This window comes from Longivirga aurantiaca, assembly GCF_042660085.1.
Classification (GTDB): Bacteria; Actinomycetota; Actinomycetes; order S36-B12; family CAIYMF01; genus Longivirga; species Longivirga aurantiaca.
Genome location: NZ_JBHSTI010000002.1, coordinates 245,794 through 265,363 on the forward strand (window position 1 = coordinate 245,794; position 19,570 = coordinate 265,363).

Genomic DNA, 19,570 nt, shown 5'->3' on the forward strand with positions numbered 1-19,570 from the left:
CCCTCGCTGGGGTTTGCGATGAAGGCGACCCTCATCCAATAGAGCCGAACAATCCTTCCCATCATCCGATTGCGATGACGGGGGCCTTCGTAGCTCAGAGCGCAACAAACTAGGCCTTCATCAGTCGACCGCGGGGGCGGGCGGCAGCGACGGCGACCGCGGTCAGCGCCACCGTCGTCACGGCCAGCGCCAGCATCGCCGCTCCCGGTCCCCCCGCGTCGACGAGCACACCGGCCAGCGCCGTGCCGAACGCCGTCCCCACGTTGAACGCCGAGTTCACCCACGACGTCGCCTCCGCGCTGGACCCTGTGACGGCATCGTCGGCGATCACGTACGACGCCACCACGGCCGGCGCGACGAACACGCCCGCCACGAGGAACGCCAGCAGCATCGGCACCAGCCAGCCCGAGACCGCCGCCGCGACCAGGACGGCCGAAGCGCTGCCGAGCACCAGCACGACCGCCTGACGCCGTACGCCGCCCGGCCACAGCCGGCGGCCGTAGAGCAGCCCGCCGCCGATGCTGCCGATCGCGATCAGCGCGGCCGGCACGCCGGCGAGCTCGGCACCGGCAAGGCGCAGCACGGCCGCCACCGCCGCGAGCTCGAGGCCACCGAGCAGCAGGCCGACCGCCGTCGCCGGCAGCAGCCCCAGCAGGAACCGCGCGCTGCGCCACGGCACGCGCGGCCGCACCGCGACGGCGTCGCCGACGGCGTCGCGCAAGGTCCGCAGCACCACCGCCATTCCGAGGCACGCGAGGAGCAGGAGCAACGACGACGCGATCAGCACGGGCCCGGGCGCGAGGCGCGCGACGGCGACCGCCGCGATCAGCGGGCCGACGACGTACAGCACCTCCTCGGCCACGGAGTCGAGGGAGAACGCCGCCCGCAGCGACTCGGGCTCGTCGCGCGTGATGTCGCGCCAGGCCGCGCGCATCACAGGCCCGACCGGAGGCGGGAGACAGCCTGCGAGAAGTGCCGCGGCGACGAGCAGCGGCAGCGGCGCGGTCGCGAGCAGGAGCAGCAGCCCGATGCCGAGCGCGTATGCGACGGCGGCGACGACCAGCACTCGGCCATGGCCGAACCGGTCCGCGGCCCGCGCACGCAGCGGGCCGAGCAGTCCGGCGGTCAGCCCGACGGCGGCGGTGGCGGCACCGGCCTCGGCGTACGAGTCGCGGACGTCGGCGAGCAGGAGCAGCGTGACGAGCGGCAGCACGCCGTACTGCAGCCGGGCCAGCGCTGCCCACAGGGTGAGCGAAGCGGCGCTGGGCAGGCGCAGCAGGGCGAGATAGCCGCGAGGAGCGGCGGGCATGGGGACGACCTTCCGGCACGGGGCGCGACGGCACGACAACGGTGCGGACGACGAGGTCCGCGGGCTGCGTGGCGTCAGGTCACGGCGGGGTGCAGGTCACGTCCCGACCGTAGCGCGAGATGACCGGGCACGGCAGGCGACGGCCGCGGGCCGCTGTCGGTGAAGGCCCAGTTTGTTGCGCTCTGAGCAACGAAGGCCCCCTTCATCGCAATCGGATGATGGGAAGGATTGTTCGGCTCTATTGGATGAGGGTCGCCTTCATCGCAAACCCAGAGGCGCTAGGGGAGGGTGAGGGTGGAGCCGGCGGGGTGCTCGACGCGCTTGCCGTGGCCGAGGACCCAGACCGACTGCCGGCCCTGAACGGTCCACTCGTGCGGTCCGCCGACGAGCGCGGTGTCCTCGTCGATGCCGAGCAGTGTCACGCCGTCCGGCAGGCCGAGCAGCGCGTTGCGCAGCATGTCGGGCACCCAGGCAGCCATCTTGTCGAAGTGCGGGATCACGCGGACGTGCGGCACGAGGCCGAGGCCCGTCGGCTGCTCGGCGCGCATCGAGCGCATCCGCGGAGCCCAGCCCGAGAGCGCCATCGCGCCGGCGCTGCACCCAGCGATCGCCGCACCCGCCTCGTGGGCGCGCACGATCGCGTGCCACACAGCCGTCTGGCGCAGGGTCTCGGCAAGGTACGCCGGGTTGCCGCCCGAGAGGTAGATGAGGCCGGCGCCCTCGAGGAGCGCCGCCAGGGACGCGTCCTCGGCGTCCTCGCGGGTGCGGACGTCGACGACGACCTGCTCGACGCCGAGCCGCTCGGCCTGCGCCCGTCCGAGGCTGTGCCAGCGCGCGAGCGACGCGTCGCCCTCGGGCGCGGCCGCGGTGGCGAGCTGCACGTACTTCGGTGCGCGGCCCGCGATGAGCGCGCCCTCGATGTCGGTCATGACGGGCAGGTACTCGCCCGAACCGACCAGTGCGATCGGTGCCGTGCTCATCGGCGTACCTCCCACTCGACGCCGTCGGCGGTGTCGCGCACCTCCACGCCCGCCCCGGCCAGACCGTCGCGGATCGCGTCGCTGTCGGCCCAGCGCTTCTCGGCCCGAGCCGACGTGCGGAGCGTCAGGAGCACCTCGACCAGGGGCCGCACGGTCTCCGTGACGTCGACGGGCTCGCCCACGGCAGCGGCGGTACGTGCCAGCAGCGACCGCACCACGCTGCGCTCGTCGTCGCTCGTCGCCATCCGGTCGAGCTCGCCGACCAGGGCGATCGCGCGGGCCACGTCGCCGTCCGAGAGCGCCGCCTCGACCGTGGACGCGTCGAGGGCGTCGGCAGCCGGAGCAGCCACGGCGACCGGTGACGGGGCGCCGGAACCTGCGCCGTGCGAGGCGATCTCGTCGATCGTCGTGGTGTCTCCGGCGTTGAGGACCCACTCGTCGCCGTGCACGCGCACGACCACCGTTCCCTTGCCCACGACCTCGCAGACCCGCGAGTCGAGGTCGATCACGAGGCCGGTGTGCTCGTCGACTCCGAGCACGAACGCATCGTCCGGCAGCTGCGCCTCGAGCGCGACGAGGCGACGCTCGCCGAGCCAGCAGAAGCGGGTGTCGTGCGTGCCGCCCTCCGCGTTGTTCCAGTGCGGTACGACGGCCGCGCGCAGACCGGTGGCACGGCCCACGACGTCGAGCCCGTCGAGCCAGCGCGGCGTCTCGCCGACCTTGTAGATCTCGTAGACCGGGATCGTGAGCAGCCCGAGCGTGAGGGCCGCCGCGCTCGCGAACGTGACGGCGCCGCCCTCGGCGAGCCGTGCGTGCAAAGCATCCGGCACCGCGCTGCCCGCCCACGTGCGCAGCGCGTACGACGGCGAGCCCGGGCCGGCGAAGATCCAGTCGGCAGCGCGGAGCCTCGCCATCTCCTCGGCGTGCTGCACGGGGTCCGGAGCGGGTGCCGAGCGGAAGCTGACCGCCTCGACCGTGCGGCCGACGCTCTCGCGGAAGTACTGCTGGGCCTTCTCGGTGAGCTCGTCGGCGTTCTCCTGGAAGCCGTACGGCGAGTCGAGGAGGACGGCACGGACGTCGGTGCCGAGCCTGGCGAAGGTCTTCTGATGCGGGGTGACCATCGTCGGGCTGGTCTCGCCCGAGCCGAGGATCGTCAGGACACGGGTCACCCCGCGATCATCGCCCACGGGCGACGATCGTGCGTGCGCGCGGGGGAAGTGTTCACCGAGGGCGCAGCCTCCTGCGGCGGTCAGGCAAGTGCGAGCGACGTGCCGGTGACGCGCATGACGTAGTCGAAGAAGGTGTCGAGGTCGTTGATCGTGTTGGTGAACTGGCCGTCGAGCTCGAGGCTGATGTGGCCGAAGAGCTGCGTGCGGGCCATGACGCCGCCCACCAGCATGGAGTCGGGGATCTCGTAGGGCAGGAAGTCCTTGAGGCCCTGCATGGACGCGGACACGGCCTCGGGCACCTCGGTCTCCGCCGGCGCGCGGCCGGCCTGGAGGGCGTCGCCCAGCACCTGGGTCAGCGTGATCGATACCCGGGTGCCGGGGCCGATGGTGTCCTCGGGCGCCTTGTAGCCGGGCACGGGCGAGCCGTAGATGAGCGCCCATTCCTGCGGGTGGGCGAGGGCCCAGTCGCGGGTCGCATGGCAGACGGCCATCCAGCGGCCCAGGTAGTCGTCGCGCGCGAACGCCGCATCGGCCTGCTCGGCGACATCCCCGACGGCGTTGTAGGCGTCGATGATCAGCCGGGTCAGGAGGTCGTCGCGGCTGGGGAAGTAGCGGTAGATCGCGCTGCTGACCATGCCCAGCTCGCGCGCGACGGCGCGGAGGCTGAGGCCCGACGGCCCCTCGGAGACGAGCTGACGGCGCGCTGCCTCGACGATCTCGCGGGTGAGCTCGGCGCGGGCCCGGGCGCGCGCCGTACGCGGGGCTGCCTCAGGTGCTGCGGACTCGGTCACGACGCCGATGATGCCACAGGAAGGAGAGCGGTGAGCACTTCTGTGAGCACCGATCTTGACACATGGCAGTGCACCGCTCCATAGTGTGAGCAGTGCTCTCGGAACGCGAGGGCAACGAGAGCCAGGAGCACCTCATGAGCCGCACCCACCTCGTCGTCGGCGCCGGACCCATCGGGTCCGCCGTCGCCCGCCGCCTGCTCGCCGCCGGCGACACCGTCCGCGTCGTGACCCGGTCCGGCAGCGGCCCCGAGGGCACCGAGCGCATCGCCGCCGATGCCGCCGACGCCGACCGGATGGCGCAGCTCGCCACCGGTGCCGACGTCGTCTACAACTGCGTGAACCCGCAGTACCACCGCTGGGTCACCGACTGGCCGCCGGTCGCCGCTGCGCTGCTCGGGGCCGCCGAGAAGTCCGGCGCGGTGCTCGTGACGACGGCGAACCTGTACGGCTACGGCCCGGTCGACCGGCCGATGACCGAGGACCTGCCGCTCGCCGGCACCTACTCCAAGGCCCAGGTGCGCAACCGGATGTGGCTCGACGCGCTCGCCGCCCACGAGGCCGGGCGCGTGCGCGTCACCGAGGCGCGCGGCGCCGACTACATCGGGCCGGGTGCGGAGAGCCACCTGGGCGACCGCGTCCTGCCGAAGCTGCTGGCAGGGAAGAAGGTCTCGGTGATGGCGAGCCTCGACTCGACACACACGTGGACCTACACCGAGGACATGGCCGCGACGCTCGTGGCCCTCGGCGCCGACGAGCGCGCCTGGGGCCGGCCGTGGCACGTGCCGAGCGCGCTCACGATGAGCCAGCGCGAGGCGATCACCGAGCTCGCGCGTCTCGCCGGCGTCGCGACGCCGAAGATGGGGGAGTACCCCGCCTGGATGATCAGGGCCATGGGCGTCTTCAGCCCGCTGATGCGCGAGCTGCCCGACGTCGCGTACCAGATGACGGACGACTTCGTCCTCGACTCGAGCGCCGCCCAGCGCGAGCTCGGCCTGGTGCCGACGCCGGCCGCCGACGTGCTCGCTGCCCACCTCGCGCCGTACCTCGCGACGCCGAACGCCGCCCAGCACGCCGCCTGACGGACGCGAGTTGCTGCCCGAATGCGCGTTGAAGGCTCGGCTTCAGCGACGATGTGGGCAGTAACTCGGAGGACCTGAGCGCGCGTCCGGGGGTCGTACGGCGATCGCGTGTGGGAGCGTGCGGCGGTGAGCACACCGACCTCGGGCACCGGAACGGCGACACATCCGCTCGACCTGACGCGGGCTCGTCTCGCCGTCACGGTCGCGTTCGTCGTGCAGGGCGTGTGCTTCGCCGCGCTGGTCACGCGCATCCCCACGCTGCAGTCGCGCTTCGACCTCTCCGACGGCGAGCTCGGCCTCATGGTCGGGCTCGTGCCGATCGTGGCCGGGATCGGCAGCGTGGTCGCCGGTGCGCTGTCGCCGAGGCACGGCAGCCGGATCGTGCTCCGCGTCATGGGCCCGGTGACGCCGCTCGGTCTCGTGGTCATCGGGTTCGCGCAGAGCATCCCGATGCTCATCCTCGGCATGGTGGTCGTCGGCATCGGGCTCGGCTCGGTCGACGCCTCGATGAACATCCAGGGCGTGCGCGTGCAGGACGACCTCGGGCACAGCGTCGTCGCGTCGTACTACGCCGCGTTCAGCCTCGCCGGGCTCGTGGGCGCGGTGCTCGCCTCCTTCGCCGCCGACTCCGCCCTCTCGCTCGGCGGCTTCTTCCTCGCCATCGCGGTCGTCGTGGTCCCGTTCCAGCTGCTCGTAGGGCGCCTGCTCCTGCCCGGCCACCCGACCCCCGACGTGGTGCAGTCGGAGAAGGGCCACATCAGCTGGCGTCCGGTGATCCTGGTCGGCATCGCGCTCATGTGCGTCTACATCGCCGACTCCGGCGCCTCCAACTGGAGCGCCGTCTACCTCAACGACGGCCTCGGCAGCAGCGAGAGCACCGCCGCCCTGGCCTACGGCGTGTACGCGTTCATGACCATGGTCGGCCGCATCGTCGTCGACCGGTACGTCGACCGCATCGGCCCGGTGCCGCTCGTGCGGATCGGTGGGTTCATCGCGGTGGCCGCAGCCCTCGCCCTCGCCGTCGCGCCGTCACCGGCGCTCGCGCTCGTCGCGTTCGGCATCCTCGGCCTCGGCATCTGCCCCGCGATCCCGCTCGCCTTCTCCGCGGCCGCCTCGCACGACAAGGCCGCGAGCGGCGTGGCCGTCGCCCGCGTCAACGTCTTCAACTACGCGGGTTTCGTGGTCGGCGCGCCGCTCATCGGTGGGATCGCCGAGGGGGTGGGCCTGCGCTGGGCGTTCGCCGCCCTCGTGCCCGTGCTGCTCGTCGTCCCGCTGCTGGCGGGCTGGTTCCGGATCGCGCCGCACGAGGCGCCCGACACCGTCGTCGACGGCGCCGTCACCGCCTGAGCCGACACAGCCGCGAATCGGCTGCGAGCGTCGTCGCGCGGCTGCCACCATCACGCTCATGGGGATGCAGACGCAGGTGACCGAGGCCCGGCTCGTCAACTCGAGGGCGGGCCTGACGCAGCGTCGGCTGCTCGTGGCCGCCTGGGTCATGGCCGCGCTGCTCGCCGCCCTCGTCGTTGCCCTGCTGGTGCAGGGAGCGCGCCTCGCCGAGCTGGAGAGGTCCGTGCAGCAGTCGACGCAGTCCGGCGGCTTCAGCGGCAGCGACGCCTCGACCTCGATGCAGCTCGACCAGGTCTGCCGCCTGCTCGGCGCGGTGGCGCAGAAGGACGGCGTCCCTCTCGCGGCCGTGTTCGACGGAGAGACGATGTCCACCTGCGAGGCGGCAGCCGGCAAGGGCGCCTCGGCAGTCCGCGCCGCCGGCTGATCAGAGCCTGAACGCGACAGCCCCCGCCTCGGTGAGGCGGGGGCTGTCGGACGTTCGGGGCGGTCAGGCCTGACGGGACTCGCGCGCCGTGCGCGAGCCGGTGAGCTCGGCGAGCTTCACCGAGCCGGGCTCGACCTCGTGCTCCTCGGCGGAGACGCCGGCCTTCTCGTGCAGGCGCTGCATGCCCTTGCGCTGGTTGCGCAGCACGAGGGTGACGACGCGGCCCTCGGCACCGGCGCGCGCCGTACGGCCGGCACGGTGCAGGTAGGCCTTGGGGTCCTCCGGCGGGTCGACGTGGACGACCAGCGAGATGTCGTCGACGTGGATGCCGCGGGCGGCGACGTCGGTGGCGACGAGGACGTCGATGCGCCCCTCCTTGAACTCCGCCATCGTGCGCGTGCGCGCGTTCTGGCTCATGCCGCCGTGCAGGGCGCGGGCGTTCACGCCGCGGTCGGCGATGTTGCCGGCCACGCGCTCGGCGCCGAGCTGCGACCGGACGAACATGATCGTGCGGCCGTCGCGGCGCGCGATCTCGGTGGCGACGACTGCCTTGTCCTCGCGGTTCACGACGAGCACGTGGTGCTCCATCGTGTCGACCGGCGAGGTCTCGGCGTCGAGCTCGTGGCGCACCGGCTCGTGCATGTGCTCGCGGACGATGGTGTCGACGTCGCCGTCGAGGGTCGCGGAGAAGAGCAGCGTCTGCGCCGCGGGGGAGCAGAGCTCGAGCAGCGCGGTGACCTCGGGCAGGAAGCCCATGTCGCACATCTGGTCGGCCTCGTCGAGCACGACCATCTCGACGTCGTCGAGGAGGCACTCGCCCTGGCGGATCAGGTCGGCGATGCGGCCCGGGGTGGCGACGAGGACGTCGACGCCGCGGCGCAGCGCGTAGACCTGCTTCTCCATCGAGGTGCCGCCGACGACGGTCTTGAAGTGCAGGCCGAGCGAGCGGCCGAGGGGCTCGAGCGCGTCGTTGACCTGCATGGCGAGCTCGCGCGTCGGCACGAGGATCACGGCGCGGGGGTGCTTCGGCTGCGCAGGCATGCCCGCGATGCGGGCGATGAGCGGGAGGCCGAAGGCGAGGGTCTTGCCCGAGCCCGTGCTGCCGCGGCCGAGCAGGTCGTTGCCGGCGAGGGCGTCCGGGATGGTCTCGGCCTGGATCGGGAACGGCGAGGCGATGCCGGCCTTGAGCAGCGCGGCGACGAGCGGCGCGGGCAGGCCCAGCGACGCGAACGTGGGGGCGCTGTCGACCTCGACGGCGGGGGCGGAGGGGTCGGAGACGACGGCATGCGTCGTACGGTCGAGCAGGGTGGTCACGGGGTATCCAGACGGGTTCATCGAGCGCGGTCGCGTCAATGAAAGTCTTCCCAGGTGACGCGGAGTGATCACCACGGTAGCGGGTGACCCCCGGATCGACCGAATCGTGCTCAGCCGCCGTACGCCGCCGAGCACCCGCCGTGAGCACGGTTCCCGCGGGAACGGGAGACGGAGGTCACCCGCGCGGAGCACGCCCGGAGGAGCAGAGTAGGGGCATGGCGAAGAACAGCAGCACGGGTGCAGGCGCCGGCGGCGGCGCGGTCTACGGCCTCGGCCTCATCGGCGCGGCGGTCTGGTACTGGCAGCAGGCGGACGGCTTCGGCGGCCACATCGTGGGCCTGCTCAAGGCCCTGGTCTGGCCGGCGTTCGTGGTCTACGACCTCCTGGCCCACATCTCCTAGGGCTACCCGGGTAAGCAGAGTGCGCTCTACCGCACGGTGGTTACCCGGGTAACGCGGAGTCAGCTGCGGGACAGGACGCCGAGGGCGGCGGCGATGCCGAGCACGCTGCGCGGCGCGTACGCCGAGCGCCACAGCCCGCCGTGCGCGGCCTGCCGCGCCCAGGCGTCGTCCGGGTGCGCGAGCACGGCGTCTGGACGGGCGAGCGACTCGGTCGAGCGCAGGTCGTGCACGAGCAGAGCGGCCATGAGCGTGTTCGACGTCGACGGCTCGAAGATCTCGACGCCGAAGCGGTGCGCACCGGCGTACGCCGCCGCGAGCGCGCGGTTCTTCACCACCGATCTGGTGCGGGTGGCAGGCGCGATGTTGAGCGAGGTCCAGACGCCATCTCGTCGGGACTGCGTCGCGCGCCAGCGCTGCAGCCGCTTGGCCAGCGCGTAGTTGGGGCCCTGCTGCGGCACGAGGCAGTCGGCGATGCCGATCTCGCCGCGCTCGGTCTGCACGGTGTCGGGGTAGTTCGGCGCGAACCGGCCGACCGCGCGCAGCGGCAGCTGGGCGATGCCGCTGAGACCGCGCCCCTCCCACCGGCGGCGCGACTCCTCGACCGCGGTGAGCGGCACGGCGTACACGTCGGTCGGCGTGGCCAGGAACGCGAGACCGACGTCGGCGCGCGCCGCGGTCAGCGACGCCCCCAGCGCGTCCGCGGCGAGGGCGACGCGGACGTGCATCGCGCCGTCGGCGTACGTGTAGGTGCCCAGGGTGAACGGACCCTCGAGCGTGCTGAGCCAGGTGCGCGCCTCGGGGAGCCGCCGCACGAGGTCGATGCCGGCCACCGCCGCGAGCTCGTCGTCGTCGGAGGGTGTTGCACCGAGCGGCACCGGGATGGTGAGCGTTCCGGCCGACGAGCGCGCGGTCGCGATCACACGCGCCCAGACGTCGGGACGTGGGAGATCAACGGCGACGACGTGCGCCCCCCAGCGGAGCAGGGAGCGCAGCGGCCCCATCTCCGCGCCAGCACCCAGCACCACGACCGTGACGCCGCTGAGGTCGAGCCAGTCGGGGTGGTCGAGGACGGTGTGCACCGAGGTGGCGAGCCCGCGCTCGACGATGCCCTCGTGCACCCACGAGTCGAGCTGGCGCCGTACGTCGACCGCGAAGAGCCGCTTGCCGTGGAACGGCATCGTGAGCCCGGGATCGAGGCCGGCGTCGCCGGTGATCGTCACCGACGAGTACGCCGGCTCCGTCCAGCGGGCGCAGGCGTCCAGCAGAGGCACCTGCTCGCCGTCGCGCCGGAACACCGAGCGGGCATGCAGCGCGGCGAGGCCGGTGCGGGCCACGGCGTCGGCGGCGTCGGCCGTCCTCGTGCCGGCGACGACGAGGTCGCGGTACGGCGCGAGATAGCCCGAACGCCACTCGCGCACCGCCGCACTGCGCGCCGCGGCGTCGGGGTCGATCGCTCCGAGGGCCTCGCCGACCACGGCTTTGGCCACGGCGGACGTGCTGACGCGCCCGTCCGGGCCTGCTGCGAGGTCGACGCCGTCGTCGTGGTCGGTCACGGTCCGATCCAACCAGCCGCGCGGGTGCGATGCAGCGAGGTCAGCGGGACGTCTCGGCGAGCAGCACGCCGGCCAGCACCACGGCGCCACCCAGGATCTGCACCGGCGTCAGCACCTCGCCGAGCAGGACGAAGGCGATGACCGAGGCGATGAGCGGCTCGGTCATGCCCACGACCGAGGCCTGGGTGGCGCGCAGGTGGCGCAGCGCCTGCAGCACGAGGGCGAAGGGCACCACGGTGCCGGGCACGACCATCCACGCGATCAGCGCCCAGCCGGGCACGGCAGGGCCGTCGGCGCCGAACGGCTCGGCGGTCAGCGCGAGCGTCTCCCAGGGGAACGACCACCACGGCTGGACCACGGCCCAGAACGCCGTGGCGAAGAAGAAGCCCCACATCGTGAGCGAGACGGGGTCGCGGTCGACGACGAGCTTCTCGCCGAGGACGTAGTACAGCGCCAGCGCGACGGCGGCGCCCAACGACGCCACCACACCGACCACGTCCAGCGAGAAGCCGGCCCAGACCTGCGCGACCATCGCGAGACCGACGAGCGCGAGCAGCAGGGCGAGGAAGACGCGATCGCGCACAGGCTCGCGCATCACGAACCGGAACCAGAGCGCCACCATGATCGGCGCGGTGAACTCGATGAGCAGCGCGACGCCGACGGCGAGCTTCTGGATCCCGAGGAAGTACAGCGACTGCGTTGCGGCGATGCCGAGGATGCCGTAGACCGCGAGCCTGCCGATCTCGGCCCGGCGCAGCCGCAGGCCGCTGCGCCGTACGAGCGCGACGACGAGCAGCAGGATCAGGAACGCCAGCGTGACGCGGAGCTGGGAGAGCCGCTGCCACGGCACTCCGCCGAGGAGCAGGAACTTGCTGACCGACCCGTTGAGCGCGAAGAGCGTCGCGGCGATGAGGTAGGTGCCGTAGCCGAGGGCCGGCCGGCGGTCGATCTGTGCGACCGGCGGAGTCTCGAACACGGTCACGGCGTGGGGGCCCCCGGCACGGCCCCGGCCTGCAGGTAGACCTCGACGGTCTGCTGGGCGATCACGTGCCAGCCGAACTCGGCGATGACGCGGGCCCTGCCCTTCACGCCCATGACGCGGGCGCGCTCGCGGTCGGCGACGAGCGAGTTGACGGCCTCGGCGAACCGGAGGCGGAAGCCCTCCTCGTCGTCGGCGTCGTAGTGCACGAGGAGCCCGGTCTCGCCGTCGACGACGACCTCGGGGATGCCGCCGACGTCGGACGCGACCACGGCGGTCTCGCACGCCATGGCCTCGAGGTTGACGATGCCGAGCGGCTCGTAGACCGAGGGGCAGAGGAACGCGACCGCATGGGTGAGCAGCTGCTGCACGACCGGGCGGGCCGCGTGCTCCTGGATCCAGACGACGTCGCGCATCTCGCGCAGGGTCGCGATCGCCTCGGCTGTCTCGTGCCCGATCTCGGGGGTGTCCGGCGCGGAGGCGCAGAAGACGAGCTGCACCTCGGGGTCGAAGTGGGCCGCGGCGGCCAGCAGGTGCTTGATGCCCTTCTGCCGCGTGATCCGGCCGACGAACACGACGAACGGCCGGCTCATGTCGACGCCGAACGGCTCGATCAGGTCGCTCGTCTCCCGCGGCTGCCACGCGACGGTGTCGATGCCGTTGCGCACGACGTGCACGCGCTCGGGCTCGACGAAGGGGTACGCGTCGAGCACGTCGAGGCGCATCCCCTCGGACACCGCGATGATCGCGGCCGCCTCGCGGTACGACGACGCCTCGACCCAGGACGACATGCGGTAGCCGCCGCCGAGCTGCTCCTCCTTCCACGGCCTGCGGGGCTCGAGGGAGTGGGCGGTGACGACGTGCGGCACCTTCCACAGCTCGGCGGCGAGGTGGCCGGCGAAGTTGGTGTACCAGGTGTGCGAGTGGACGACGTCGACCTGGTCGAGCACCCGCACCATGTCGAGGTCGACGGCGAGGGTCTGCAGGGCCGGGTTGGCCTTCTCGAAGCCGGCCGGCACCTGGTGGCCGATGGCGCCGGTCCGCGAGTTCCCGAAGGCGTGCACCCGGACGTCGGCGAGGGGCCTGAGCTCGCGCACGAGCTCCTCGACGTGGACTCCGGCACCGCCGTAGACGTCCGGCGGCCATTCCCTGGTGAGGATCCCTACGCGCAGCACGGGCGTCAGCCTAGGGGTCCGGCCTCGGGTGCGCGCCGAGAGCGCTCGGAGAGACCGCGAGCCACGGATCGCATCGCCTTACAGGCCACCGTCCACCGGTCTACTGTGAGCGCGTGGCCAACCGTGATGTCCTGGGAATCGTGCTCGCCGGCGGCGAGGGCAAGCGCCTCATGCCCCTCACGGCGGACCGGGCCAAACCCGCGGTGCCCTTCGGCGGCGCCTACCGGCTCGTGGACTTCGTCCTGTCGAACCTCGTCAACGCCGGATACCTGCGCATCTGCGTGCTGACCCAGTACAAGAGCCACTCGCTCGACCGGCACATCACGACCACCTGGCGCATGTCGACGCTGCTCGGCAACTACATCACCCCGGTGCCGGCGCAGCAGCGCCTCGGCCCGCGCTGGTTCACCGGCTCGGCCGACGCGATCTTCCAGAGCCTCAACCTCGTCTACGACGAGAGCCCGAAGTACGTCGTCGTCTTCGGCGCCGACCACGTGTACCGCATGGATCCGCAGCAGATGCTCGACCAGCACATCGCCTCGGGTGCCGGCGTGACGGTCGCGGGCATCCGGGTGCCCAAGGAGCAGGCGTACCAGTTCGGCGTCATCGAGACCGCCGCCGACGGCCGCGGCATCAACCGCTTCGTCGAGAAGCCGCTCGACCCGATCACGATCCCCGGCGACCCCGACCACGTCTACGCGTCGATGGGCAACTACATCTTCACGACCGACGTCCTGGTCGAGGCCCTGCGCATCGATGCCGGCGACGAGGGCTCCGTGCACGACATGGGCGGCAACATCATCCCGATGCTCGTGTCGCAGGGGATGGCCAACGTCTACGACTTCGACGAGAACGAGGTCCCTGGCTCGACCGACCGCGACCGCGGCTACTGGCGCGACGTCGGGACGCTCGACGCATACCACGACGCGCACATGGACCTCGTGTCCGTGCACCCGATCTTCAACCTCTACAACCGGCAGTGGCCGATCCTGTCGCACCTCCCGCCGCTGCCCCCCGCCAAGTTCGTCGAGGGCGGCAACTCGCATGAGTCGATGGTCGGCGCAGGATCGATCGTCGCGGGCGCGCACGTGCGCAACTCGGTGCTGTCGTACGACGTCAACATCCGTGAGGGTGCGTATGTCGAGGGCGCGGTCGTCATGAACGGCGTGAAGATCGGCCGCGGCGCCGTCATCCGTCGCGCCATCCTCGACAAGAACGTGATCGTGCCGGACGGCGCGCAGATCGGCGTCAACCTCGAGACCGACCGCGAGCGCTACACCGTGAGCGACAGCGGGATCGTGGTCGTGGGCAAGGGCCAGAAGGTCGAAGTCAGCTGATGCCGGGCGACGGTCGCACCGCGGTCGTCACCGGCGCGGCGGGGGGCCTCGGCCGGGTGCTCGTCGAGCGCCTCGCCCGCGAGGGCTACGACGTCGTCGGCGTCGACCTGCACGGCACCGACAGGCTCCTCGACGTCACCGACCCCGCGGCCTGCCGGGCCCTCGCGGACGAGCTCCGCCCCCGCGTGTGGGTCAACAACGCCGGCGTCCTCGGAGCCGGCGACGCGGCCACCCAGCCCGACGAGGTCGTCGACCGCGTCGTCCGCGTGAACCTTCTGGGCGTCGTGCACGGCACCCGCGCAGCCGTCGCCTCGATGCGCGCTGCCGGCGGCGGGCACGTCGTGCAGATCGCGTCGCTCGCCTCCTGGGTGCCGGTGCCGGGGGAGGCGCTCTACGCCGCGACCAAGGCGGGGGTGCTGTCGTACACCCTCGGGCTCCAGGCCGAGCTCCGCGCCCAGGGGGTGAAGGACATCGACCTGACCGCCGTCTGCCCCGACGGGATGCTCACCCCGATGCTCATCGACGTGCTCGACGACGACTCGCTCGCGCTGTCGTTCTCCGCGCCGCGGCTGGTGACGCCTGCCCAGGTGGCCGAGCGGCTGGTCGATGTGCTCGAGCGGCCGAGGCTCGTCACGAGCGTGCCGCACTGGCGCGGTGCCCAGGTGCGCCTCATGGCGGGTATGCCCGACGTCGTGCTCAGGGCGGCACCGATCTTCTGGGAGCAGGGGCTGCGCAACCTCCGCAAGGCCCGAGCCCAGGCGGTGCTGACGCGTCGCTAGGAGCGGCTGTCGACGGCCGGCTCTGCGGCCGGCTCCACGACCGTGGCCCGACCGGCGTACAGAAGGGCGTGGTCGCGGGCCTCGCTACGCACGATGCGGCGGTCGCGGCGGGCAGCCGTCCGCCACCCGCACGTGCAGACCGCATGGGAGAACCGGCCGTCCTCGATGTGCACCTCGTGCTCGGGGAGGCGGCCGTCCTGGGGAAGCGGAGCGGTCACATTCCGACGGTAGCCCAGGCACCCGGGCGGCGCGCAAGGAACCCCTCGAAAGGGTTGCCCGGGGGCCCACGACCCGCCGGGACCGAGCGCCCAGCGGCCGCCCTCAGGGTGCCTGGCCGTCCACGGCCCGTCCCATGACCGCCGTGGCGCGGTGGTCGTCCGGCACGGGCCGGTGTCTCTGACGGTCGGGCAGGCTCAGTCCTCGAAGTCGACGACGGTCTTTGCGCTCATCCGGTCCCTGATCCAGGCGCCGAACTCCTGGTGGACGGGGTGGTCCTGGTACGCGCGCAGGCCGTCGACGTCGTCGTGGGTGGAGATGAGCACGACATGCGCCGCGCCGGGATCGCCGAGCATGTCGATCCCGGCGGCGATCGACCGGATGGCCCCGATCTGCGGGCCGAGCGCCTCGATGCGGCTCTTGGTCTCGGCGGCGTCGGCCGGATCGGTCAGCGTGAACGAGACGACATGGGTCAGCACCGGGGCTCCTGAAGGTCGAAGGGGCCCCGCCAGCGTAGGCGGAGCCCCTTCGGAGGTGCTGATCGGCTCAGCCGAAGCGGCCGGAGATGTAGTCCTCGGTGGCCTGCTGGGTCGGCGTCGAGAACATCGTCTCGGTGGGGGCCATCTCGACGAGGCGCCCGGGCTTGCCGACGGCGGACAGGTTGAAGAAGCCGGTCGTGTCCGAGACGCGGGCCGCCTGCTGCATGTTGTGCGTCACGATGACGATGGTGAAGCGCTCCTTGAGCTCCTCGATCAGGTCCTCGATCGCGAGCGTCGAGATGGGGTCGAGCGCGGAGCACGGCTCGTCCATCAGGAGCACCTGGGGCTCGACCGCGATCGCGCGAGCGATGCACAGGCGCTGCTGCTGGCCGCCCGACAGGCCCGAGCCCGGGCGGGAGAGGCGGTCCTTGACCTCCTCCCAGAGGTTCGCACCGCGCAGCGACTTCTCCACGATGTCGTCCATCTCGCCCTTGCGGCGCTTCCCGCCCTCGAGGCGCAGACCCGCGATGACGTTCTCGTAGATCGACATCGTCGGGAACGGGTTCGGCCGCTGGAAGACCATGCCGATGGTGCGGCGCACGTTCACTGGGTCGACATCCGAGGCGTAGATGTCCTGGCCGTCGAGCAGCACCTTGCCCTCGACGTACGCACCGGGGATGACCTCGTGCATACGGTTGAGGGAGCGCAGCACGGTGGACTTGCCGCAGCCGGAGGGCCCGATGAAGGCCGTGACGGAGCGCGGCTCGACGGACAGGGAGACGTTCTCGACCGCCTTGAACGCGCCGTAGTAGATGTCGAGGTCGGCGACGTCGATCCGCTTGGCCATGGTGGTGATGCTCTCTTCGTGGTGTCGGTGGTCAGCGCTTGACGCCGGTGAACCGGGCGATGATCTTGGCGGTCAGGTACAGCACCATCACGATCGTGATGAGGACGAGGGCCGCGGCCCAGGCGCGGTCCTGCGAGGCGTCCGTGCCGCTGTTGAACTGGTCCCAGATGAACGTCGGCAGGGCGGCCTGCGGGCCTGCGAACGGGTTCCAGTTGATCGACGTGGTCATGAAGGTCGTCAGCAGCAGAGGAGCGGTCTCGCCCGCGATACGCGCCACCGCCAGCATGGCGCCGGTGACGATGCCGCTGAGCGCGGTCGGCAGCACGATCTTGAGGATCGTGCGCCACTTGGGGATGCCGAGCGCGTACGACGCCTCGCGCAGGTCGCGCGGGACGATCCGCAGCATCTCCTCGGTCGATCGCACGACCACCGGGATCATGAGGATCGTGAGGGCGAGCGACGCGGCGAAACCGGAGCGCTCCATGCCGAGGGTGAGCACGAACGCCGTGTAGATGAACAGGCCGACGACGACCGACGGCACACCGGTCATGACGTCGACGAAGAAGCTGACGGCCCGGGCCAGCCTCCGCGAGCGGGCCTGTGCTGCGTACTCGACGAGGTAGATCGCGGTCATGATCCCCAGCGGGATACCGATCAGCGCGGCGATCCCCACCTGCTCCAGGGTGCCGATGATCGCGTGGTAGACGCCGCCGCCCTCCTCGCGCGGCGAGACCCCGCGCATGGAGGTCAGCAGGAAGTCCAGGTCGAGCGCCTTCAGGCCGCGCACGACCACGGTCACCAGGATGGCGACCAGGGGCGCGAGGGCGACGAGGAAGGTCGTGTAGACCAGCGTGGTGGCCAGGCGGTCGACCGCGTGACGACGGCCCTCGACGGCGAAGCTCCAGCCCGTCTGGATGGCCGCGAACAGCAGCGCGGCCACGACGAGTGTGCCCGCGACACCGTCGACGGACGTGACGACGTTGAGCACGTAGGCGAGGGCCAGCGAGGCGACACCTGTGGCGGCCGCGGCCCAGCGGGGCAGCTTGCCGCCGGCCAGGGCGTCGTGGAGCAGGCGGTCGCTCTCGACGCGCTCGTCCTGCGCCGGGCTCACGGGGGGCTGGTTGCTCATGAGTTGGCCCCCGAGAACTCGGACCGGCGGGCGATGACGATGCGGGCGATCATGTTCACCGCGAGCGTGATCACGAAGAGCACGAGCCCGCTCGCGATGAGCGCGGACAGGCCGGTGGGGCGGGCCTCGTTCCAGCGCAGCGCGATGTTGGCGGCGAAGGTGTTGCCGCCAGGCTCGGTGATCTGCCAGTTGATCGAGTACGTGGCGGACAGCACGAGTGCCACCGCGATCGTCTCGCCCAGCGCCCGGCCCAGCCCCAGCATCGAGGCCGAGATCATGCCGGGGCGGGCGAACGGGAAGACGGCCATCCGCACCATCTCCCAGCGGGTCGCGCCGAGGGCGAGCGCTGCCTCGACGTGCTCGCGCGGCACCTGCAGGAACACCTCGCGGCTGATCGCAGAGACGGTCGGCAGCACCATGATGGCCAGCACCGTGCCCGCGATCATGATCGACCGGGTGTAGATGCCGAGGTCGTTCTGGAAGAGGGGGATCCACGCGAAGTAGGTGGTGAGCCACTGCAGGAAGCCCTGCATCTGCGGCATGAGGAAGCTGAGGCCCCACATGCCGAAGATGATGGATGGGACGGCCGCGAGCAGGTCGGTGACGAACCCCAGCGCCGAGCCGAGGCGCTTGTTGGCGTAGTAGGCGATGAAGAGCGCGATGCCGATGCCGACGGGGACCGCGAGGAGCATCGCGATGATCGCGGTCATGACGGTGCCGAAGGCCAGCGCTGCGATGCCGAAGTAGGCCGGGTCGGAATCCGGCTTCCAGTCCTGCGTGGTGAAGAAGTTGGCCGTGTTGGCCTGGAGGCCGGGGATCGCCTTCCAGATCAGGAAGACGGCGATCGCCGCCATGATCACGAGGATCAGGACGCCGGCTCCCCGCGACAGGCCGAGGAAGACCTGGTCGCCGCGGCGGACCGCGGCGCCCTTGATCTCCGGCGCTGCCTCGGGGGCGCCCGGGGGCTTGACCGTGGTGCTCATCGGTTGCAACCGCCGTGTGGTGATAGGTGGGTGGGACGGTCCTGGGGCGGCAGGTCAGACCTGCCGCCCCAGGATCCTCGCAGGATCAGCCGAGCGTCGTCACCCGATGGCGGCGACTGCTGCCTGCACCTTGGTCAGGAGGTCGCCGCTGATCGGCACGTAGCCGATCTCCGTGAGCACGGCCTGGCCGTCGTTCGAGGCGGTGTAGGTCAGGAACGACTTCGTCACCTCGAGGTCGGCGCCGGACAGGCCCTTCTCGCAGGTGATCTCGTAGGTCACGAGCACGATCGGGTAGCCCGTGGTGCCCTTGCGGTCGATGTTGAGGGGCAGGTTGTTGCCGGTGCCCTCGATCGTGGCGGTGGCGATGGTGGTCGCCGCGTTGTCCGAGGTGGGCTCGATCGGGCCGTTGCCGTTGTCGATCCAGGCGGCCGACAGGCCGGCGTCCTGGGCGAACGAGAGCTCGACGTAGCCGATCGAGTTGGCGGTGCTCTTCACAGCGCTGGCGACGCCGTCAGAGCCCTTGGCGCCCTGGCCGCCGTCGGCCTCCCACGCCTTGCCGCCCTCGAAGTCCCAGGCGTCCTTGGCGATGAGGTACTTGATGAAGTTGTCGGTGGTGCCGGACTCGTCGCTGCGGTGGAACTGCGCGATGGTGGCGTCCGGAAGCGTCGCGCCCGAGTTGAGGGCGGCGATCTTCGGGTCGTTCCACTTGGTGATCGAGTTGTTGAAGATGCCGGCCAGCGTGGGCGCGTCGAGCACGAGCTTGTCGAGGCCCTCGACGTTGTAGACCACGGTGATGGCGCCGCCCACCATCGGGATGTTCAGGGCGGGGCCGGTGGCGCAGCGGGCGTCAGCCTGGGGCTGCTCGTCCTCCTTGAGCGCCGAGTCGGAGCCGGCGAACGCGGTCTGCTTGTTCAGGAAGTCGGTGACGCCGGCGCCGGAGCCGGTCGCCTGGTAGTCGATGGTGGCGTCGGGGCACGCGGCGATGTAGGCGTTGACCCACTCGGCGATCGCGTTCTTCTGGGCGCTGGAGCCGGAGGCCTTGATCGAGCCGGTGGCGCACTCGATGCTGCCCGCGGGAGCGCTCGACGTCGTCGAACCGCCGCCGTCCGAACCGCAGGCGGTGAGCGCGAGGGCGCTGGTGAGGATGACGGCCGCAAGGCCGCTGGTGCGGGTGAGGGACACTCTGTCCTCCGTTTGTCCGGGACACTTCTGACATCTCGACGCTAGGGAGGGCGGTTGACGGGCTCGGGGGTCGCAGGTGAACGGAAGGTGAACGCCC

General features: G+C 71.6%; 20 protein-coding genes. 6 read left to right on the top strand and 14 right to left on the bottom strand.

Annotation, left to right across the window (positions count from 1 at the left end; translation table 11 throughout):
• Positions 1 to 109: 109 nt before the first annotated feature.
• From ACFQGU_RS01310 to ACFQGU_RS01325, 4 genes are all read right to left on the bottom strand, one after another.
• A complete protein-coding gene (locus tag ACFQGU_RS01310; protein WP_386763543.1) occupies positions 110 to 1,309 on the bottom strand; it encodes an MFS transporter in 1,200 nt (399 codons plus the stop codon).
• 278 nt (positions 1,310 to 1,587) lie between these two features.
• A complete protein-coding gene (locus tag ACFQGU_RS01315) occupies positions 1,588 to 2,289 on the bottom strand; it encodes a Type 1 glutamine amidotransferase-like domain-containing protein (protein ID WP_386763544.1) in 702 nt (233 codons plus the stop codon).
• Positions 2,286 to 3,458 (bottom strand): CysS/YqeB C-terminal domain-containing protein, encoded by a 1,173-nt coding sequence (locus ACFQGU_RS01320; RefSeq protein WP_386763545.1) that lies wholly within the window; start codon positions 3,456 to 3,458, stop codon positions 2,286 to 2,288. The genes ACFQGU_RS01315 and ACFQGU_RS01320 overlap by 4 nt, the downstream gene beginning before the upstream one ends.
• A gap of 80 nt (positions 3,459 to 3,538) precedes the next feature.
• On the bottom strand, positions 3,539 to 4,249 hold the full coding sequence (locus tag ACFQGU_RS01325) for a TetR/AcrR family transcriptional regulator (RefSeq protein ID WP_386763546.1): 711 nt from the start codon (positions 4,247 to 4,249) through the stop codon (positions 3,539 to 3,541).
• Positions 4,250 to 4,341: 92 nt separating this feature from the next.
• Between ACFQGU_RS01325 and ACFQGU_RS01330 the strand changes: the two genes are divergently transcribed.
• From ACFQGU_RS01330 to ACFQGU_RS01340, 3 genes are all read left to right on the top strand, one after another.
• The gene (locus ACFQGU_RS01330; protein ID WP_386763547.1) at positions 4,342 to 5,328 is read left to right on the top strand and encodes an NAD-dependent epimerase/dehydratase family protein; all 987 of its coding nucleotides are present in this window, start codon (positions 4,342 to 4,344) and stop codon (positions 5,326 to 5,328) included.
• Positions 5,329 to 5,454: 126 nt separating this feature from the next.
• Entirely contained in the window at positions 5,455 to 6,675 is a 1,221-nt protein-coding gene (locus tag ACFQGU_RS01335; protein WP_386763548.1) for an MFS transporter, read from the top strand.
• Positions 6,676 to 6,733: 58 nt separating this feature from the next.
• Positions 6,734 to 7,099, top strand: coding sequence for a hypothetical protein (locus ACFQGU_RS01340; RefSeq protein ID WP_386763549.1), 366 nt, complete (start codon positions 6,734 to 6,736; stop codon positions 7,097 to 7,099).
• Between the two features lie 63 nt (positions 7,100 to 7,162).
• Here ACFQGU_RS01340 and ACFQGU_RS01345 read toward each other — a convergent pair whose 3' ends face one another.
• Entirely contained in the window at positions 7,163 to 8,413 is a 1,251-nt protein-coding gene (locus ACFQGU_RS01345) for a DEAD/DEAH box helicase (protein WP_386763550.1), read from the bottom strand.
• Positions 8,414 to 8,628: 215 nt separating this feature from the next.
• On the opposite strand from ACFQGU_RS01345, the gene ACFQGU_RS01350 reads away from it, so the two are divergent.
• Positions 8,629 to 8,814, top strand: coding sequence for a hypothetical protein (locus tag ACFQGU_RS01350; RefSeq protein ID WP_386763551.1), 186 nt, complete (start codon positions 8,629 to 8,631; stop codon positions 8,812 to 8,814).
• A 59-nt stretch (positions 8,815 to 8,873) separates the two neighbouring features.
• Here the strand turns inward: ACFQGU_RS01350 and ACFQGU_RS01355 are convergent, their stop codons facing one another.
• Genes ACFQGU_RS01355 through glgA form a run of 3 tightly spaced genes read right to left on the bottom strand, consistent with a single transcriptional unit; the run spans position 8,874 to position 12,518 of the window.
• Complete coding sequence (locus tag ACFQGU_RS01355) at positions 8,874 to 10,367, bottom strand: hypothetical protein (protein WP_386763552.1); 1,494 nt, start codon at positions 10,365 to 10,367, stop codon at positions 8,874 to 8,876.
• A gap of 40 nt (positions 10,368 to 10,407) precedes the next feature.
• Positions 10,408 to 11,343, bottom strand: coding sequence for an EamA family transporter (locus tag ACFQGU_RS01360; RefSeq protein ID WP_386763553.1), 936 nt, complete (start codon positions 11,341 to 11,343; stop codon positions 10,408 to 10,410).
• Positions 11,344 to 11,345: 2 nt separating this feature from the next.
• On the bottom strand, positions 11,346 to 12,518 hold the full coding sequence (gene glgA / locus ACFQGU_RS01365; RefSeq protein ID WP_386763942.1) for a glycogen synthase: 1,173 nt from the start codon (positions 12,516 to 12,518) through the stop codon (positions 11,346 to 11,348).
• Positions 12,519 to 12,691: 173 nt separating this feature from the next.
• Here glgA and ACFQGU_RS01370 point away from each other — a divergent pair, with 173 nt between their 5' ends.
• The gene (locus tag ACFQGU_RS01370) at positions 12,692 to 13,858 is read left to right on the top strand and encodes a glucose-1-phosphate adenylyltransferase (RefSeq protein WP_386763943.1); all 1,167 of its coding nucleotides are present in this window, start codon (positions 12,692 to 12,694) and stop codon (positions 13,856 to 13,858) included.
• Positions 13,858 to 14,637 carry an SDR family NAD(P)-dependent oxidoreductase gene (locus tag ACFQGU_RS01375; RefSeq protein WP_386763554.1) on the top strand — a complete coding sequence of 260 codons (780 nt, stop codon included), beginning with the start codon at positions 13,858 to 13,860 and terminating at the stop codon, positions 14,635 to 14,637. The genes ACFQGU_RS01370 and ACFQGU_RS01375 overlap by 1 nt, the downstream gene beginning before the upstream one ends.
• Here ACFQGU_RS01375 and ACFQGU_RS01380 read toward each other — a convergent pair.
• From ACFQGU_RS01380 to pstS, 6 genes are all read right to left on the bottom strand, one after another.
• Positions 14,634 to 14,855 (bottom strand): hypothetical protein, encoded by a 222-nt coding sequence (locus ACFQGU_RS01380; RefSeq protein WP_386763555.1) that lies wholly within the window; start codon positions 14,853 to 14,855, stop codon positions 14,634 to 14,636. The two genes, ACFQGU_RS01375 and ACFQGU_RS01380, sit on opposite strands and share 4 nt — an antisense overlap.
• 195 nt (positions 14,856 to 15,050) lie before the next feature.
• A complete protein-coding gene (locus ACFQGU_RS01385) occupies positions 15,051 to 15,332 on the bottom strand; it encodes a Dabb family protein (protein WP_386763556.1) in 282 nt (93 codons plus the stop codon).
• 67 nt (positions 15,333 to 15,399) lie between these two features.
• Positions 15,400 to 16,179 carry a phosphate ABC transporter ATP-binding protein PstB gene (pstB, locus tag ACFQGU_RS01390; protein ID WP_386763557.1) on the bottom strand — a complete coding sequence of 260 codons (780 nt, stop codon included), beginning with the start codon at positions 16,177 to 16,179 and terminating at the stop codon, positions 15,400 to 15,402.
• Positions 16,180 to 16,210: 31 nt separating this feature from the next.
• Positions 16,211 to 17,308, bottom strand: a complete 1,098-nt coding sequence (gene pstA / locus ACFQGU_RS01395) for a phosphate ABC transporter permease PstA (RefSeq protein ID WP_386763558.1) — start codon at positions 17,306 to 17,308, stop codon at positions 16,211 to 16,213.
• On the bottom strand, positions 17,305 to 18,291 hold the full coding sequence (gene pstC / locus ACFQGU_RS01400) for a phosphate ABC transporter permease subunit PstC (protein WP_386763559.1): 987 nt from the start codon (positions 18,289 to 18,291) through the stop codon (positions 17,305 to 17,307). The genes pstA and pstC overlap by 4 nt, the downstream gene beginning before the upstream one ends.
• Before the next feature lie 99 nt (positions 18,292 to 18,390).
• Positions 18,391 to 19,473: a phosphate ABC transporter substrate-binding protein PstS gene (gene pstS, locus ACFQGU_RS01405; protein ID WP_386763560.1), complete on the bottom strand. Its 1,083-nt coding sequence runs from the start codon at positions 19,471 to 19,473 to the stop codon at positions 18,391 to 18,393.
• Positions 19,474 to 19,570: the final 97 nt, after the last annotated feature.

Excerpts from the sequence above, each read along its gene's own strand:
- ACFQGU_RS01350 (WP_386763551.1), top strand. The coding sequence starts at position 8,629 with ATGGCGAAGAACAGCAGCACGGGTGCAGGCGCCGGCGGCGGCGCGGTC.
- pstB (WP_386763557.1), bottom strand. The coding sequence starts at position 16,179 with ATGGCCAAGCGGATCGACGTCGCCGACCTCGACATCTACTACGGCGCG.
- ACFQGU_RS01370 (WP_386763943.1), top strand. The coding sequence starts at position 12,692 with ATGCCCCTCACGGCGGACCGGGCCAAACCCGCGGTGCCCTTCGGCGGC.
- ACFQGU_RS01315 (WP_386763544.1), bottom strand. The coding sequence starts at position 2,289 with ATGAGCACGGCACCGATCGCACTGGTCGGTTCGGGCGAGTACCTGCCC.
- pstC (WP_386763559.1), bottom strand. The coding sequence starts at position 18,291 with ATGAGCACCACGGTCAAGCCCCCGGGCGCCCCCGAGGCAGCGCCGGAG.
- ACFQGU_RS01340 (WP_386763549.1), top strand. The coding sequence starts at position 6,734 with ATGGGGATGCAGACGCAGGTGACCGAGGCCCGGCTCGTCAACTCGAGG.
- ACFQGU_RS01375 (WP_386763554.1), top strand. The coding sequence starts at position 13,858 with ATGCCGGGCGACGGTCGCACCGCGGTCGTCACCGGCGCGGCGGGGGGC.
- pstA (WP_386763558.1), bottom strand. The coding sequence starts at position 17,308 with ATGAGCAACCAGCCCCCCGTGAGCCCGGCGCAGGACGAGCGCGTCGAG.
- ACFQGU_RS01310 (WP_386763543.1), bottom strand. The coding sequence starts at position 1,309 with ATGCCCGCCGCTCCTCGCGGCTATCTCGCCCTGCTGCGCCTGCCCAGC.